General features: G+C 65.4%; 12 protein-coding genes. All 12 read left to right on the top strand.

Features of this window, described 5'->3' with window-relative positions; translation table 11 throughout:
- Positions 1-23: 23 nt before the first annotated feature.
- The 12 genes from ACRQFC_RS02825 to murG all read left to right on the top strand — a co-directional run bounded on the left by ACRQFC_RS02825 (position 24) and on the right by murG (position 14055).
- Positions 24-1352: a DNA polymerase IV gene (locus ACRQFC_RS02825; protein ID WP_284896758.1), complete on the top strand. Its 1329-nt coding sequence runs from the start codon at positions 24-26 to the stop codon at positions 1350-1352.
- A gap of 69 nt (positions 1353-1421) precedes the next feature.
- The gene (locus tag ACRQFC_RS02820) at positions 1422-1829 is read left to right on the top strand and encodes a DUF3040 domain-containing protein (protein ID WP_087070950.1); all 408 of its coding nucleotides are present in this window, start codon (positions 1422-1424) and stop codon (positions 1827-1829) included.
- A 379-nt stretch (positions 1830-2208) separates the two neighbouring features.
- Positions 2209-2640, top strand: a complete 432-nt coding sequence (gene mraZ / locus ACRQFC_RS02815) for a division/cell wall cluster transcriptional repressor MraZ (RefSeq protein ID WP_026428575.1) — start codon at positions 2209-2211, stop codon at positions 2638-2640.
- Positions 2641-2752: 112 nt separating this feature from the next.
- Positions 2753-3739, top strand: coding sequence for a 16S rRNA (cytosine(1402)-N(4))-methyltransferase RsmH (rsmH, locus tag ACRQFC_RS02810; protein ID WP_284896759.1), 987 nt, complete (start codon positions 2753-2755; stop codon positions 3737-3739).
- Positions 3736-4125 carry a cell division protein FtsL gene (ftsL, locus tag ACRQFC_RS02805; RefSeq protein ID WP_026428577.1) on the top strand — a complete coding sequence of 130 codons (390 nt, stop codon included), beginning with the start codon at positions 3736-3738 and terminating at the stop codon, positions 4123-4125. The genes rsmH and ftsL overlap by 4 nt, the downstream gene beginning before the upstream one ends.
- A gap of 16 nt (positions 4126-4141) precedes the next feature.
- On the top strand, positions 4142-5995 hold the full coding sequence (locus ACRQFC_RS02800; RefSeq protein WP_284896760.1) for a peptidoglycan D,D-transpeptidase FtsI family protein: 1854 nt from the start codon (positions 4142-4144) through the stop codon (positions 5993-5995).
- Entirely contained in the window at positions 5995-7653 is a 1659-nt protein-coding gene (locus ACRQFC_RS02795; protein WP_284896761.1) for a UDP-N-acetylmuramoyl-L-alanyl-D-glutamate--2,6-diaminopimelate ligase, read from the top strand. The genes ACRQFC_RS02800 and ACRQFC_RS02795 overlap by 1 nt, the downstream gene beginning before the upstream one ends.
- Positions 7650-9044, top strand: a complete 1395-nt coding sequence (locus ACRQFC_RS02790; protein ID WP_284896762.1) for a UDP-N-acetylmuramoyl-tripeptide--D-alanyl-D-alanine ligase — start codon at positions 7650-7652, stop codon at positions 9042-9044. Before ACRQFC_RS02795 ends, ACRQFC_RS02790 begins: the two co-directional genes overlap by 4 nt.
- Positions 9044-10129 (top strand): phospho-N-acetylmuramoyl-pentapeptide-transferase, encoded by a 1086-nt coding sequence (gene mraY, locus ACRQFC_RS02785; RefSeq protein ID WP_016442544.1) that lies wholly within the window; start codon positions 9044-9046, stop codon positions 10127-10129. The genes ACRQFC_RS02790 and mraY overlap by 1 nt, the downstream gene beginning before the upstream one ends.
- On the top strand, positions 10126-11736 hold the full coding sequence (murD, locus tag ACRQFC_RS02780) for a UDP-N-acetylmuramoyl-L-alanine--D-glutamate ligase (protein WP_284896763.1): 1611 nt from the start codon (positions 10126-10128) through the stop codon (positions 11734-11736). Before mraY ends, murD begins: the two co-directional genes overlap by 4 nt.
- Positions 11729-12967: an FtsW/RodA/SpoVE family cell cycle protein gene (locus tag ACRQFC_RS02775; RefSeq protein ID WP_284896764.1), complete on the top strand. Its 1239-nt coding sequence runs from the start codon at positions 11729-11731 to the stop codon at positions 12965-12967. The genes murD and ACRQFC_RS02775 overlap by 8 nt, the downstream gene beginning before the upstream one ends.
- Positions 12964-14055 (top strand): undecaprenyldiphospho-muramoylpentapeptide beta-N-acetylglucosaminyltransferase, encoded by a 1092-nt coding sequence (murG, locus tag ACRQFC_RS02770; RefSeq protein ID WP_284896765.1) that lies wholly within the window; start codon positions 12964-12966, stop codon positions 14053-14055. The genes ACRQFC_RS02775 and murG overlap by 4 nt, the downstream gene beginning before the upstream one ends.
- Positions 14056-14087: the final 32 nt, after the last annotated feature.

The raw sequence follows: 14087 nt of genomic DNA, 5'->3' as shown, positions 1-14087 counted from the left end.
GAGCGAGAGGGAACGGAGGGCTCATGTCACGTGCACCGCGATCACGCGCCGCCCGCCATTCCTGGGGTGATGACGATTCGGGCACCCCCATCCTCCATATTGATATGGATGCCTTTTTCGTATCCGTGGAGCTCCTCGACCACCCGGAGCTGCGCGGGCGTCCCGTCGCGGTGGGTGGTCAGGAACGGGGCGTCGTGGCGGCGGCATCCTACGAGGCGCGTGCCTTCGGGGTGAATTCCGCGATGCCGGTGGGGCAGGCGCGGCGGCGCTGCCCGAATCTCATTATGCTCACCCCGCGCCTGGGGCTTTACCGGGATGTTTCGGAAAAAATCATGGCGATTTTGCGGGAGGTCACCCCGCTGGTGGAGCAGCTCTCCGTGGACGAAGCTTTTCTGGACGTCGGGGGAGCGCGCCGGCTTTTCGGCTCACCTGTGCATATCGGCCAGCAGCTGCGTGCCCGCATCCGCGCCGAGGTTGGGGTGCCGGCCTCCGTGGGGATCGCCGCCACCAAACACGTAGCCAAAATTGCCTCCGCGCACGCCAAACCGGATGGGCTTCTCCTCATTCCCGCCGCGGCCACCCTCGAATTTTTGCACGACTTACCCGCCGGAGCGCTCTGGGGCGTGGGCGGGCGCACCGAAGAACGGCTTCGTTTGCACGGGATCGAAACGGTGGGCGACGTCGCCGCTGCCGGCCCGGAGCAACTCCGCCGCCTCCTGGGCACCGCTGCCGGGGATCACCTTTTCCAGCTGGCCAGCGGCGTCGACCCGCGCCCCGTCACCCCGAGCCGCGAGGAAAAATCCATCGGACGCGAAGAAACCTTTTTCGATCCTCTGGCTAACCGGGACGAATTGCACCGTATTCTGCTTTTCCAGGCGCATGACACCGCCGCCCGGCTGCGTGCAAAAGGCCTGGTGGGGCGCACCGTCGCCATTAAAGTACGCTTCCCGGATTTCACCACCATCACCCGCTCGGCAACATTGCCGCAAGCCACTCAGGTTGCCGCCGAGATCTACGAACGCGCTCGCGAGCTCCTGGACGGGGTGGAGATGACCGCCGCCGGCTTGCGGCTCCTGGGCTTGCGCGTGGAGAACCTGAGCGAGCAAGGCGGCTACCAGCAGCTCGCTTTCGATGACGATCCACGCCGCGGGGAAGCTGAGAGCGCCATGGATGCAGTGCGCTCGCGCTTCGGGGCCGGGGCGCTCGGCCCGGCAAGTCTCTTACAATCGCCGGGGACGGTGCGCGGCGGCGGGGCTGAACGTGCCGGAACGGGGCGCGACGGCGCGGCTGGCGCGGCGCCGGGAAGCTCCGCACCGGGCGGACGCACGGGGCACCGGGACGGTGTATCGTGACACAACATATCGTGACGCTGGCGCGCCGCGCACGGTAGACTGGCAGCAGTACATTAACAAGGAGGCACAGTGGCCCTATCGGACTACGAGAAGAAGATGCTCGCGGAGCTGGAAGCGCAGCTCACCAACGAGGATCCCAGCTTCGCACGTAATATGAAGCCCGCTGCGCCGGAAGTGGAAGCCATCAGTCGGCAACTGTCCGTGCGCAATCTCGTACTGGGGATTCTCGGGCTGGTCGCGGGCATCGCCATTCTTATCGGTGGGATTTCCGCACCTAAGATGTGGTGGCTCGGTTTGCTCGGCGTCATTATTATGTTCGCCTCGGTGTGGTACGCGCTCGCGGGCGTGCACACGGAGAAAGTGGCGGTGCCTGCCGGCGGTGGCGGGGCGCCAACGTCGTCCGGGCCGGGTGGCGTATCGTCCTTTATGCGGCGCCAGCAGGAAATCTGGGAAAAGCGCCGCCGCGGCGAACACTAGAAACTGCGGTAGCGCCGGCTCGGCTGGTAGCTCAAACTCAGCACCCATAACGGTGAGAGGATATCGATCCTCTCACCGTTTTTCTTTTTCTTTTTTAGGTACGACGGCGCCGCCGGGCAGGGGCGCGCCGGGCCATCCACGGTGCTCCACGAAGCGAGCCAACCGCCCCGCGCCCTCCAGGTTCCACCGTTCCTGCGCCCTACACCACGAATTACTCACCACTGATCACCCCACCACACTCCACCAGCCCTCCACTCGTTTTTCCGTGTTCTGGCGCGCTTTTCTAGGAATCACTAGCGCGACATACCCCCGCCGTGGCAAACTGGTGGAGGAAAGTGGAGTAAAGTGGAGGCAAGCGCCACGAGAGGGGGTGCGGTAGATGTTCCTCGGCACGTATGAGCCCAAATTGGACGACAAAGGCCGAATCATCCTGCCCGCCAAATTTCGTGACCAGCTCCAGGGCGGGCTGGTGATGACGCGCGGTCAGGAACACTGCATCTACGTTTTCCCACTCGCGGATTTTGTGGAATTGCAGCAGACCCTGGCTAAAGCCCCCTTGACGTCCAAAGAGGCGCGGTCGTATACCCGCGTACTGCTCTCCGGCGCCGTGGATGACATCCCTGATAAGCAGGGGCGGATCACCATCCCGGCAATGTTGCGTAGCTACGCGAACCTGGATCGCAACCTCGCGGTTATCGGCACGGGCAACCGGGTCGAAATCTGGGATAGCGCCGCGTGGGCGGCCTACCTAGAGGATCAAGAATCGGCTTTCGCCGATAGGGAGGAAGAGGTCATTCCCGGCCTCTTCTAGGAATCGCGTGATCGCGGTGGCGGTCTTTCGCGAGAGCTCTGAGGCACTTCCCCAGCTTCAGATCGCTCGCGGGGGATCACTATCGCGGGCGCCGCAATGAGAAGGGCACAGGATGGAGACAGCACGCACCCCGGGCGCGCCGCGCGCCGCTGGGAACGCGCTGCACGCCCCGGTGCTCGTGGACACCTGCATTGAGCTCCTCGCTCCCGCCTTCCAGGTTCCCACTCCCGTCCTCATTGACTGCACCCTCGGGATGGGCGGGCACACCGAAGCTTTCCTCGAGCGTTTCGAGAACCTCACCGTCATCGGAATCGACCGCGACCCGGCCGCCATCGCCTTGGCGGGGGAGCGCCTGGCCCGTTTCGGGCAGCGGTTCCGCCCCGTCCAAACCACGTACGACGACGTAACCGCGGCAGCTGGCAATCGCCCCGTGGATGGAATCCTCATGGATTTGGGAGTGTCCTCCCTGCAATTGGATGAAACCGAGCGCGGGTTCTCCTACTCCCATGACGCTCCGCTCGATATGCGTATGAACGCCCAGGTCGGGCGCACCGCCGCGGATATCCTCGCGGGCGCATCGGTGCGGGAACTCACCCGGATTCTGCGCGAGTACGGGGAGGAAAAATTCGCCCATCGCATCGCCACCGCCATTGTGGAACGGCGCGCCAGTGCCCCGCTCACCCGTACCGGAGAACTGGTGGAGATCGTGCGCTCCTCGATTCCCGCTCCGGCGCGGCGCACCGGTGGGAATCCCGCCAAGCGCACCTTCCAGGCCCTGCGTATCGCGGTGAATGACGAACTTGGAACGCTTGAACGGGCCCTGCCGGCAGCCCTCGCCACGTTGCGGGTGGGTGGGCGCATCGTCGTCGAAGCGTACCAATCCCTCGAGGACCGCTTGGTGAAACGGGCCTTTGCCGCCGGCGCCACCTCCCGAGCCCCCAGGGGCTTACCCGTTGAACTTGAAGAACATAAACCCTGGCTGGAACTCCTCACCCGAGGAGCTATTCAAGCCGATGAAGAAGAAATCACCCGCAATTCTCGTTCCGCCTCCGTTCGCTTACGCGCGGCCGAGAAAATTCGCCCCGGAGGTCAGCTATGAGCGCACAGCCCCACGTTGTTGCAGCGCCGCGTACCCGTCCCGTCATCTCGGGGCGTCCCGAGCTGACGCTTATCCCCACTCCGGCGGCGCACCGTGGCTTCCTCGGCACCGTGATCATCTGCCTGGCCCTCTTCTTCGGCGCGTTTGCCACAGTTTTCGCGCTTAATACGCGTATGGTAGGCACGGCGTACGAAATCCGCTCCGTCAAGCAGGAGCTGGCGGTCGCGCAATCGGTGGAGTCCACCCTCACGGATGAAGTGGTGGGGGCCTCCACTCCGCAAGGCCTCAAGGAACGCGCGCAGGCCCTCGGCCTCGTCCCCGCCACGGACGTTCAGCACATGGACCTGGGGTCCGCTACAATTCTTGCTCCGATTCCGGGGGAGTGACACGAAGGACAAGCGCATGAAGGAATTAGCCCGCCGCTGGAAGGCCGCGCAGCCGCACGTACGGCGCGTGCGCACCATGGCGATTATCTTCTTCTTCGCGCTGGGGATCCTCGGGGTACGGCTCATCGACCTGCAATTTATTCGCGCCGATGCCCTGGCTGCCTCGGCGGATGCTTTCCGCACCCGTACTTACACCCTGCAGGCCAAACGGGGCGATATTGTGGATGCTAACGGGGCGGTTCTCGCCACCTCCGTGGAGCGCTATAACGTGGGCGTCAATCAGAATCTCATCGGCTCCTATCGGCACTACCAAACCGATGACAACGGGGACTACGTCCTGGATGCCAATGACCAGCTCATCGTGGAAGGCACCGGGGCGGCAGAAGCCGCGAAAGTACTCGCGCCCCTGCTCGGCGTGGATCGGGCGGAACTGGGAGGCACCCTCCTGGGCGGTGAGAAGAAATCCACTTTCGTGTATATTGCCCGGGATATTTCCCCCGAAAAATGGCGGGAAATCAACGCGCTGGGAATTCCGGGAATCGAACCCGAGCAGTTCATGAAACGCGAGTACCCCAATGGTTCGGTGGCCGGAAATGTGCTCGGCTACGTGGGGGAAACTGCGGATAATCCGGTGCCCACCGGCCAGGCGGGGATTGAGCGCACTTTCAATGATGCGCTTTCTGGCACCGATGGGCGCCTGACGGTGCAAACCGCCGGAGGCGGCGCCGTCGTACCGAATGGGAAAACCGAACGCGTGGATCCGGTCAATGGTGCGAGCGTGAAACTCACCATCGACCGCGATCTGCAAAACGCCCTCATGGAGTCTCTTGATGCTTCGGTGGACGCCAATGCCGCGGATTGGGGCGCCGCCGTTGTTATCGAAGTGGGGACGGGGCGGGTGCTTGCCCTGGCCGATTCCCACGCCCCTGACCCTTCGCGTCTCCAGGAAGCGAATCCGGATTCCTGGGGTTCGCGCGCCGTGCAGGCGCCGGTCGAGCCGGGCTCCTCCGGTAAGCTCCCCACCTTCACGGCGGCTATCGATACCGGCACCGTCACCCCGCTCACTCAGTTCACGGTGCCGGACACTATCACCATGCCCAACGGTGAAAGCATTTCCGATAACGACCCGCATCCTACCCAGGGGATGACGGTGGCGGGGATTCTCGCCCAGTCCTATAACACCGGGCTCGTCCAGATCGGTGACACCGTGGACGATAACGTGCGCTATGACTATATGCGCAGTTACGGGCTGGGAAGCCCCACGGGGATTGAATTACCGGCCGAATCGAGCGGAATTTTGCGCCCGCCGGAGCAGTGGGGCCAGCGTGACCGCTACACCACCATGTTCGGGCAGGGCTGGGCGGCCACTACCGTGCAACTCGCGCAGATCGGGGCCACCATCGCCAACGGGGGAGTCTATATCCCGCTCCATGTAGTGGACTCCACCACCGACGCCAGCGGGCGCACCACTCCCACCGTTCCCGGGGAAAGCCACCGCGTCATGAGCGAGGAATCCTCACGCACCATGATGAATATGATGCAGGCGGTCACCAATAACCAATCCACCGGATGGCGCGGGAAAGTCCCCGGCTACAACGTGGCCGGAAAAACCGGCACCGCCCAGGTTCCGGACGCTAACGGAAACCTCACCCGCCGCGTGGGTACCTTTATTGCGGCCATCCCGGCTGAAGACCCGCAGATTGCGGTGGCGATAGCGGTCTACGGCGGGGCTGGGGCCGGGTACGGTGGGGATACGGCGGTGCCCGTTTTCGCGAACTTCGCGCCCTTCGCGATGCGGCACCTGGGTGTCCCGCCCAGCACCGTCCCCCTCTTCAAATATCCGTGGTTCTCATCGGAGGTAGGCAACTAGTGAGTGACGAATTCCCTCTTCCGCAGGTGCGTCCGGTGGCGCTGCGCGAGCTTCTCGCGCTTCCCGAGGTGGACGGTGCCGGTTGCGAGGCCTCGCAGACCACCGTGACTTCCGTGACCGCAGATTCGCGCGCGGTGCATGAGGGGGCGCTTTTCGCCGCGCTGCCCGGCGCTCACGCCCACGGGGCGCGCTTTGCCCCCCAGGCGGTGCAACGGGGCGCACGCGCTATCCTCACCGACGCGGCCGGGGCCGCTCTTATTGCGCAGGCCGGGGTGGAGCTTCCGCTCCTCGTGGTGGAGGATCCGGCCGCGCACCTGGGCGCCATTGCGGCCCGCATTTATGGGGAACCGGCCGAGCACCTGCGGAGTTTCGCGGTGACCGGCACCAATGGAAAAACGACGACGACGTACCTCCTGGACGGCCTGCTTACCGCGCTGGATCGCACCACCGGGCTGGTGGGAACCGTGGAAACAAAAATTGCGGACCTGTGTGCCCCGGCGCATCTAACCACGCCCATGCCCGCGGATCTGCAAGCACTGCTCGCCCTCCTGGTGGAACGGGGCGGGACGGATGTATCCATGGAAGTCTCCTCCCACGCGCTGGCCCAGCACCGTACCAGCCCCGTGGTCTTCAGCGTGGCTGGATTTACTAATCTCACCCGGGATCACCTCGATTACCACCGCACCATGGAGAACTACTACCAGGCCAAACGCAGCCTCTTCACCCCGGAATGCTCACGGCGGGCGGTTATCACCGTTGATGATGAGTGGGGCAGGCGCCTGGCTAGGGAAACCGAGGTGCCCACTGTGGCCCTCGCCGTGTTCTCTCAACTTGAGGGCAGGAGTGGGTACCAGGTGCGCGATATCGAGCGCGGCCCCGTCACCTCCTTCACCCTGGCTCATAGCAACGGCTGGGAGCTGACGGTGCGCACCGGCCTGCCCGGAGATTTCAATATCGCCAATACGGCGCTCGCCGTGGCCATGGTGCTGGAAAGCGGGGCGGATCGCGGTGCGGTTGGCGCCGTAGTAGGCGCCGGGCTCACACCGCAAGTCCCCGGTCGTATGGAAGTGGTGGGTAGCGCGCCGCGCGTCGTCGTTGATTTTGCGCATAATACCGCGGCGCTGCGCCTAGCGATCAATGCTCTGCGCCCCACCACCAGCGGTCAGCTCATCGTGGTGACCGGAAGCGCCGGGGAGCGCGATGTGGACAAGCGCCCCGAGATGGGCCGGGCGGTCGCCGAACTGGCCGACGTCGTTTACATCACGGACGACGATCCGCACGAAGAAGATCCCGCACCGATCCGCGCCGCACTCCTGGACGGGGCCCGCAGCGCGCACAGCCCCGCCCGCATCGTGGACATCGCTGATCGCGCCACCGCCATGCGCACTGCCATCCGGGAGGCGGCACCGCAGGATACCGTGCTGCTGGCCGGGCGCGGGCACGAAACTTATCAACCGGTGGCCGGGGGGCGTAACATTCCGCTGGACGACCGCGAGGTAGCGCGGGCGGCGCTCGCTGAGCGCGCTAGCTCCGTTGGCCGGGGTGGCCGTGCCGACAGTGCTGGCTGGACTGACCGCGCTGACCGGGGCGATTGTTCTGACCGTACTAACCGGATCGTCCTCGACAAAAACACGCAAGAAGAGAAAGACACGCAATGATTTCCATGTCCTCCGCGGAGGTTATCGCCGCCGTCGGCGGGACCGCGCTCGCACCGTTGTGCGATACCGAGGTCACCGCGGCGGTTATCGATACCCGCGCCATCACGCCCGGTGCGCTTTTTGCCGCCGTGAAAGGCGCGCGCGTGGACGCGAATACCCTGAGCGGCCAGGCGCGCGCGGCAGGGGCCAGCCTCATTCTCACCGAAGATGGCCAGGCCGCCCGCGCCGGCGGTGCCGAAGCTGAACGCATTATCGTGGTCGATGATATTCCCGCTGCGCTCGGACGCCTGGCCCGGCACAACCTTGAGCTGGCCCGCCACGTCAACCCCGACTTGCGGGTTATCGCGGTGACCGGCAGCGTTGGGAAAACCACCACCAAGGATCTTCTCGCCGCCATATGCCGGGAACGGGGGGATGTGGTTGCCCCACCCGGATCGCTCAATAACGAAATCGGCTTACCACTCACGGTGCTCCGTGTGGGCGCGAACACCGCCACCCTGGTGGCGGAAATGGGCGCCGACCATATTGGCAACCTCGCCTACCTCACCTCTATCGCGCCCCCGGATATCGCCGTGGTGCTGGTGGTGGCCCGCGCGCACCTGGGCGAATTTGGCGGCATTGAGAACGTGGCGCGCGCCAAGGCAGAACTCGTGGAAGGCCTGCGCGAGGACGGCATCGCCATCCTCAACGCCGATGATCCGCGAGTGGCGGCCATGGCCGGGCAGGTCGCGAGCGGCCGGGTACGCACCTTCGGGCGCGTGCATCCGGCGGACGTGACGGCAAGCGACATCACCCTCGGAAGCGACGGTCGGGCCAGTTTCACGCTCCATATGAACGATGGCGCAGCTACTGTCAACCTCGGACTCGTGGGAGAACACCAGGTCATGAACGCGCTCGCGGCGGCCACCGCCGCGGCCGCCGCCGGAGTCAGCCTGCCCGCCATCGTGGCGGGGCTATCCAGCGGACCCGCCAGCGCCCACCGTATGGATGTATTCCGCCGCGGCTCCACCCTCATCATCGACGACTCCTACAATGCCAACCCGGATTCCATGCGCGCCGGCATCGCCGCGCTCGGACAGCTCGGAAGCGGGCGCAAAGCCGCAATTCTCGGAGATATGCTCGAACTCGGAGCTGCCTCGCGGGAAGAACACCTCGCTCTCCTTCCGGCCCTGGAAGCCGCCGGGGTGAGCCTCCTCATCGCGGTGGGCCCCCAGATGGCGGCGCTCGCCGAGGCAGCCCGTGACGCCGGTATCACCGCCCGCGCCGTCGGCGCGTGGGAAGAAGCCGAGGCGGAGCTCTCCGATATGCTCAATGAGGATGGGGCACTCCTCATCAAAGGTTCGCACGGTTCGGGCGTGTGGCATATCGCCACCCGCCTCAAGGGGGAATAGTGCTCGCGCTTATTATCGCTTTTGCGGTCTCGCTTCTCGTCACCCTATTCGGGACCCCGCTTCTCATCCGTTTCCTCGTGCGCAAACAATTCGGCCAATTCATCCGCCAGGACGGCCCCACCTCCCACCTCGTCAAGCGCGGCACCCCCACCATGGGAGGCCTGGCCATCGTGGCAGCGGTTGTTATCGGTTACCTGGTGGGCAATATCGGGGCGGGGCGCAGCCCGGGCATGTCCGGGATACTCCTCCTCGGCCTCATGATCGGCATGGCGGGCGTAGGCTTCGCCGATGATTTCACCAAGATTTCCCGCAAACAAAGCCTGGGGCTCACCCCCTGGGCGAAAATCGCCGGCCTGGGGATTGTCGGTGTCGCCTTCGCGGTGCTTTCCCTCATGTTCGCGGATGAAAACAACCGAACCCCGGCATCGATGCGCATTTCCCACGTGCGCGATACCGGCCTGAGTCTCGCCTTCGCCGGTACCGCCGTCGGCATTATCCTTTTCATTATCTGGGCGAATTTCCTTATCACCGCCTGGTCCAATGCCGTCAATCTCACCGATGGTCTCGACGGCCTATCCACCGGTGCCTCCATCATCGCTTTCGGGGTCTACACTCTCATCACTATGTGGCAAAGCAACCACCCCTGCTACGGGCTCGTGGACGCCGCCCCCGGGTGCTACCCCATCCGTGACCCGCGCGATCTCAATATCATCGCGGTGGCCCTCGTCGGGGCACTGATCGGATTCCTCTGGTGGAACACCTCGCCGGCCCAAATCTTCATGGGGGATACCGGCTCCCTCGCCCTGGGCGGCGTCTTCGCGGGGATGTCCATCTACACCCACACCGAATTCCTCGCCGTGCTCATCGGCGGGCTCTACCTGCTAGAAGTCATCTCCGACGTAGTCCAAGTGGGCGTCTTCAAAATGACACGAAAACGGGTATTCCGCATGGCGCCCATCCACCACCATTTCGAACTCAAAGGGTGGAACGAAGTCACGGTTGTGGTGCGCTTCTGGGTGATCCAAGCCCTGTGCGGCTTTATTGCCCTGGGTATTTTTTACGCTGAGTGGTTGATGCAAAGATGAGTGAGTGGCAACATCCGGGCGGGGCGGAACTGGCAGGGCGCCGCATCGCCGTCGTCGGTTTAGGGAAATCAGGGCGGGCCTGCGCGCGGGCACTGACCGAGCTCACCGAGGCACGCGTGAGCGTATGGGACGCCGATATCACTAAGCTCGGGGCGGTCACCGCGCTCCCCGTGGATACTGGCGGCAGTGACCCGACCCCTGCCGAACTGGCACGCAAAGTGCTGGCGTGGCGGCCCGACGTTATTATCCCCGCACCCGCCATACCCGAAATCGGCCCGCTTTTTACGACGGCCGCCGACCACGGTATCGAATTGTGGTCTGAAATCGAACTGGCCTGGCGCCTGCGCACCCATGACGGTGCGGGGCACGCCGCCCCGTGGCTCGCCGTCACCGGCACCAATGGCAAAACCACCACGGTGACCATGGCGGCGCATATTTTGCGCGCCGCGCACCTGGGGGCCGAACCCATCGGGAACGTCGGCAATCCCGCCGTCACCGCCGTGAGCGCCACCGGCCCGGATGCCCCGCGTGCCTTCGCCCTGGAGCTTTCTTCCTTCCAGCTGCGCACCACCCACACCATGGAGCCGGCCGCCAGTATCTGCCTCAATATCGCCGACGACCACCTCGAATGGCACGGCAGCCGCGCCGCCTACGCCGCCGCGAAAGCCCGTATTTACGAACATGTGCGCACCGCCGCGGTATACCCGGTGGGTGATAGCACCGTCCAGAGCATGGTCGATAACGCGGACGTGCGCGAAGGCGCGCGCGCCATCGGCATCACCACCGGCATTCCCGCCGTCGGGCAGATCGGCATCGTGGACGGCCTCATTGTGGACCGTGCCTACGGGAAGCAACGGTGGACTAGCGCCGTGGAGATCGCTTCGTTGCACGACGTCGCCCAGCTGGCTCCCACGACTGCGGCGCTGCCGCGCCACCTTATCTGGGATGCCCTGGCTGCCGTGGCGCTCACTCGGGCCATTGATATTCCCGCGGAGGTGGTGCGCGCCGGCCTCCAGCATATGCGCCCGGGCCACCACCGTATTGAGACGGTGACTGAACGTGCCGGGGTGCGCTACGTGGACGATTCCAAAGCCACCAATGCCCACGCCGCCCTCGCTTCCGTCTCCGCGCTGGCGGAGGGAACCTGCGTGTGGATCGTGGGCGGGCAACCCAAGGGCGCCCGCTTTGAATCCCTCGTGGCACAGGTGCGGGACAAGCTGCGCGCCGTCGTCGTTATTGGCGTGAACCAAGAACCCTGGCACGCGGCGCTGGACGGAGCAAACCTCCCCGTCACCTATATCGATCCGGCGGCTTCCGAACCCATGGCGCGCGCGGTGCTGGCTGCCTCGCGCTACGCACAGGCGGGGGATACCGTGATGCTGGCTCCCGCCAGTGCCTCCATGGACCAATTCACCTCCTACGCGGATCGCGGTGACCGCTTCGCCGCGGCGGTGCGCGCCCTGCCCGCCCCGTCGGAAGGTAGTGCTGTAACGGGGGACGCTGCCCCGGAAGCGGGCAGCACTTCGGCGGGCGCCGGTGCCCCGACGGAGGCGACGGTGCAGGATAACGGTGCACCGGATAGCGCCACGGAGGCACGTCATGCGTGAGCGGACCGAGAAGCCGCAGGCACCGAGTATCCCGGAGGAACGCGTGCGCAACGTCATGCACCGTTCCATCCTCCTTCTCGTGGTGGCCACCGCGATTCTCACCCTCCTCGGGCTCCTCATGGTGTTTTCCGCCATCACCCCCGGGGCGGTACGGGCCGAATACGAAGACGGCCCCAACCTGTTCCGCTCCGCCTACCTCCAGATGGCCTACGCCGCTATCGGCACCGTTTTGGCGGTGATCTGCGCGCGTATTCCCCTCGCTGTTTTCCAGCGCCTGTGGGGCCTGGCCCTCGGCTTCGGGATCCTTTTGCAGCTCCTCGTGCTCAGCCCGATGGGTGCCTCCGTTGCCGGTAACCGCAACTGGATTGCCTTCGGCCCCATCCGGCTCCAGCCCTCCGAATTCCTCAAACTCGCCATGGTGGTGGCCCTGGCCGCGGTGCTCGGGCGCATGGTGCAAGGCGCCCACTTCCAACTCTCCGATTGGAGCGGCCCCATTGCCATCACCGGCGCGTCCATCGGCGCGGTGCTCGTGGGCGGCGATATGGGAACCGCCCTCATCTTCCTCCTCATCGGCGTGGGAATGTTCTGGATGGCCGGTTTCCCGGGCCGCTATTTCCTTATCAGCGGGGCGCTGGGTTTCTTCCTCGTCGTCGTGCTTATTTTCTCCAGCCGGTCGCGCATCACCCGCATCCAAGACTTCTTCCAAAATCTCTTCACGCTTCCCACCGGGCAAACACCCTCCCAGGCTGATTACGCGCTCTGGGCTTTCGGCTCCGGGGGGCCGGGCGGCTCCGGCCTGGGCACCGGAATTGAAAAATGGCCCGGGAACCTCGCCGAAGCACATACCGACTTCATCTTCGCGGTGGTGGGAGAAGAACTCGGCTTCTTCGGATGCGCCGTCGTCATCGTGCTGCTCGGCACCATCGGCTACGCCCTTCTTACCATTTGCATGTACCACCCGCACCGTTTCGGCCGTTTCGTTGCCGGGGGAGCCACCCTGTGGCTATGCGGACAGGCCGTGGCAAATATGTTCGTCGTCACCGGCCTGCTGCCCGTTTTCGGAGTGCCGCTGCCCTTTATGAGTCAGGGCGGCTCCTCTGTCATCTCCTGCCTCATGGCGGTGGGAGTTTGCGTGGCGGCAGCCCTGGCGGTCCCGGGCGTGAAAGAATCGTTCCGGCGCTCCAGCTCACTCGCGGGCCGGGTGCGCGCAGTTATCAGGAGGACTTCGTGACACTAGTGCTCGCCGGCGGGGGAACCGCCGGGCACGTCAATCCACTACTGGCCACCGCCCACGAACTCGCCGGGCGCGGGCACCGTATCCTCGTGGTCGGCACCGCCACCGGTATGGAAAAAGACCTCGTTCCCGCCAGCGGCTTCGATTTCGCCACCGTGGAACGCGCACCGTTCCCGCGCCGTCCCGATAGGGACGCGCTACGTTTCCCCGTGGCTTTCCCGAGGGCAGTGCGCCAAGCCCGCCGTATCCTCACCGCGGCCGGAGCCGAGCTGGCTGTCGGTTTCGGAGGTTTCGCCTCCACCCCCGTCTACGCCGCGGCACGCCGGGCCGACATCCCGGTAGTGGTGCACGAACAAAACGCGCTACCGGGTCTGGCCAATAAACTCGGGGCACGGGGCGCGGCCGCCGTCGCCCTCACCTTCCCCTCCACACCGCTGCGTGCCGCGCGCGGCATCACCCGCACCGTCGGGCTGCCGCTACGCCCCGCCATCGCGGCTCTAGCCAGCGCCGATAGGGCAGCAGCACGCACCGCCGCCGCGGCGCGCCTCGGCCTGGATCCGGGGTTACCTACCCTTGTGGTCACCGGGGGCTCCCTGGGGGCTGCCCACCTCAATGACGTGATGACCGCAGCCGCCCCCCGCTGCGCCGCCGCCGGCGTGCAGGTACTCCATCTGACCGGGCGGGGTAAAGCCGCCGCGGCCCAGCGCACCGCCGCCACTATCCCCAGGTACCACGTGCTCGACTACCTGGAAGAAATGGAACTCGCTTACGCGGTGGCCGACACCGTGGTGTGCCGCGCCGGGGCCGGCACCGTCGCGGAAGTTTCGGCCTTGGGTATCCCCGCGGTCTTCGTTCCGCTTCCTATCGGCAACGGCGAACAGGCGCGCAACGCCGCGGACGTCGTGGCTGCCGGCGGGGCGCTGCTCATCCCCAATTCCCAGTTCACTGCCGATTCGGTGAGCACCGTACTGGGCATCGTCACCGATGCGTCCACCCGCACCCGCATGGCCCAGGCTTCGCGTGCCATCTGCCCGGCCGACGGCGCGGCCCGGCTCGCCGATCTTATCGAGGAGGTTCTCAGGTGACACATATCCATCTCATCGGCATCGGCGGGGCA

The sequence above is a fragment of the Actinotignum inguinis genome (genome assembly GCF_051265835.1).
Lineage (GTDB): Bacteria > Actinomycetota > Actinomycetes > Actinomycetales > Actinomycetaceae > Actinotignum > Actinotignum timonense.
This window is presented reverse-complemented; position numbering and strand designations above follow the sequence as displayed.

Excerpts from the sequence above, each read along its gene's own strand:
- mraZ (WP_026428575.1), top strand. The coding sequence starts at position 2,209 with ATGTTCCTCGGCACGTATGAGCCCAAATTGGACGACAAAGGCCGAATC.
- ACRQFC_RS02825 (WP_284896758.1), top strand. The coding sequence starts at position 24 with ATGTCACGTGCACCGCGATCACGCGCCGCCCGCCATTCCTGGGGTGAT.
- ACRQFC_RS02790 (WP_284896762.1), top strand. The coding sequence starts at position 7,650 with ATGATTTCCATGTCCTCCGCGGAGGTTATCGCCGCCGTCGGCGGGACC.
- ACRQFC_RS02775 (WP_284896764.1), top strand. The coding sequence starts at position 11,729 with ATGCGTGAGCGGACCGAGAAGCCGCAGGCACCGAGTATCCCGGAGGAA.
- rsmH (WP_284896759.1), top strand. The coding sequence starts at position 2,753 with ATGGAGACAGCACGCACCCCGGGCGCGCCGCGCGCCGCTGGGAACGCG.
- murD (WP_284896763.1), top strand. The coding sequence starts at position 10,126 with ATGAGTGAGTGGCAACATCCGGGCGGGGCGGAACTGGCAGGGCGCCGC.
- ftsL (WP_026428577.1), top strand. The coding sequence starts at position 3,736 with ATGAGCGCACAGCCCCACGTTGTTGCAGCGCCGCGTACCCGTCCCGTC.
- ACRQFC_RS02800 (WP_284896760.1), top strand. The coding sequence starts at position 4,142 with ATGAAGGAATTAGCCCGCCGCTGGAAGGCCGCGCAGCCGCACGTACGG.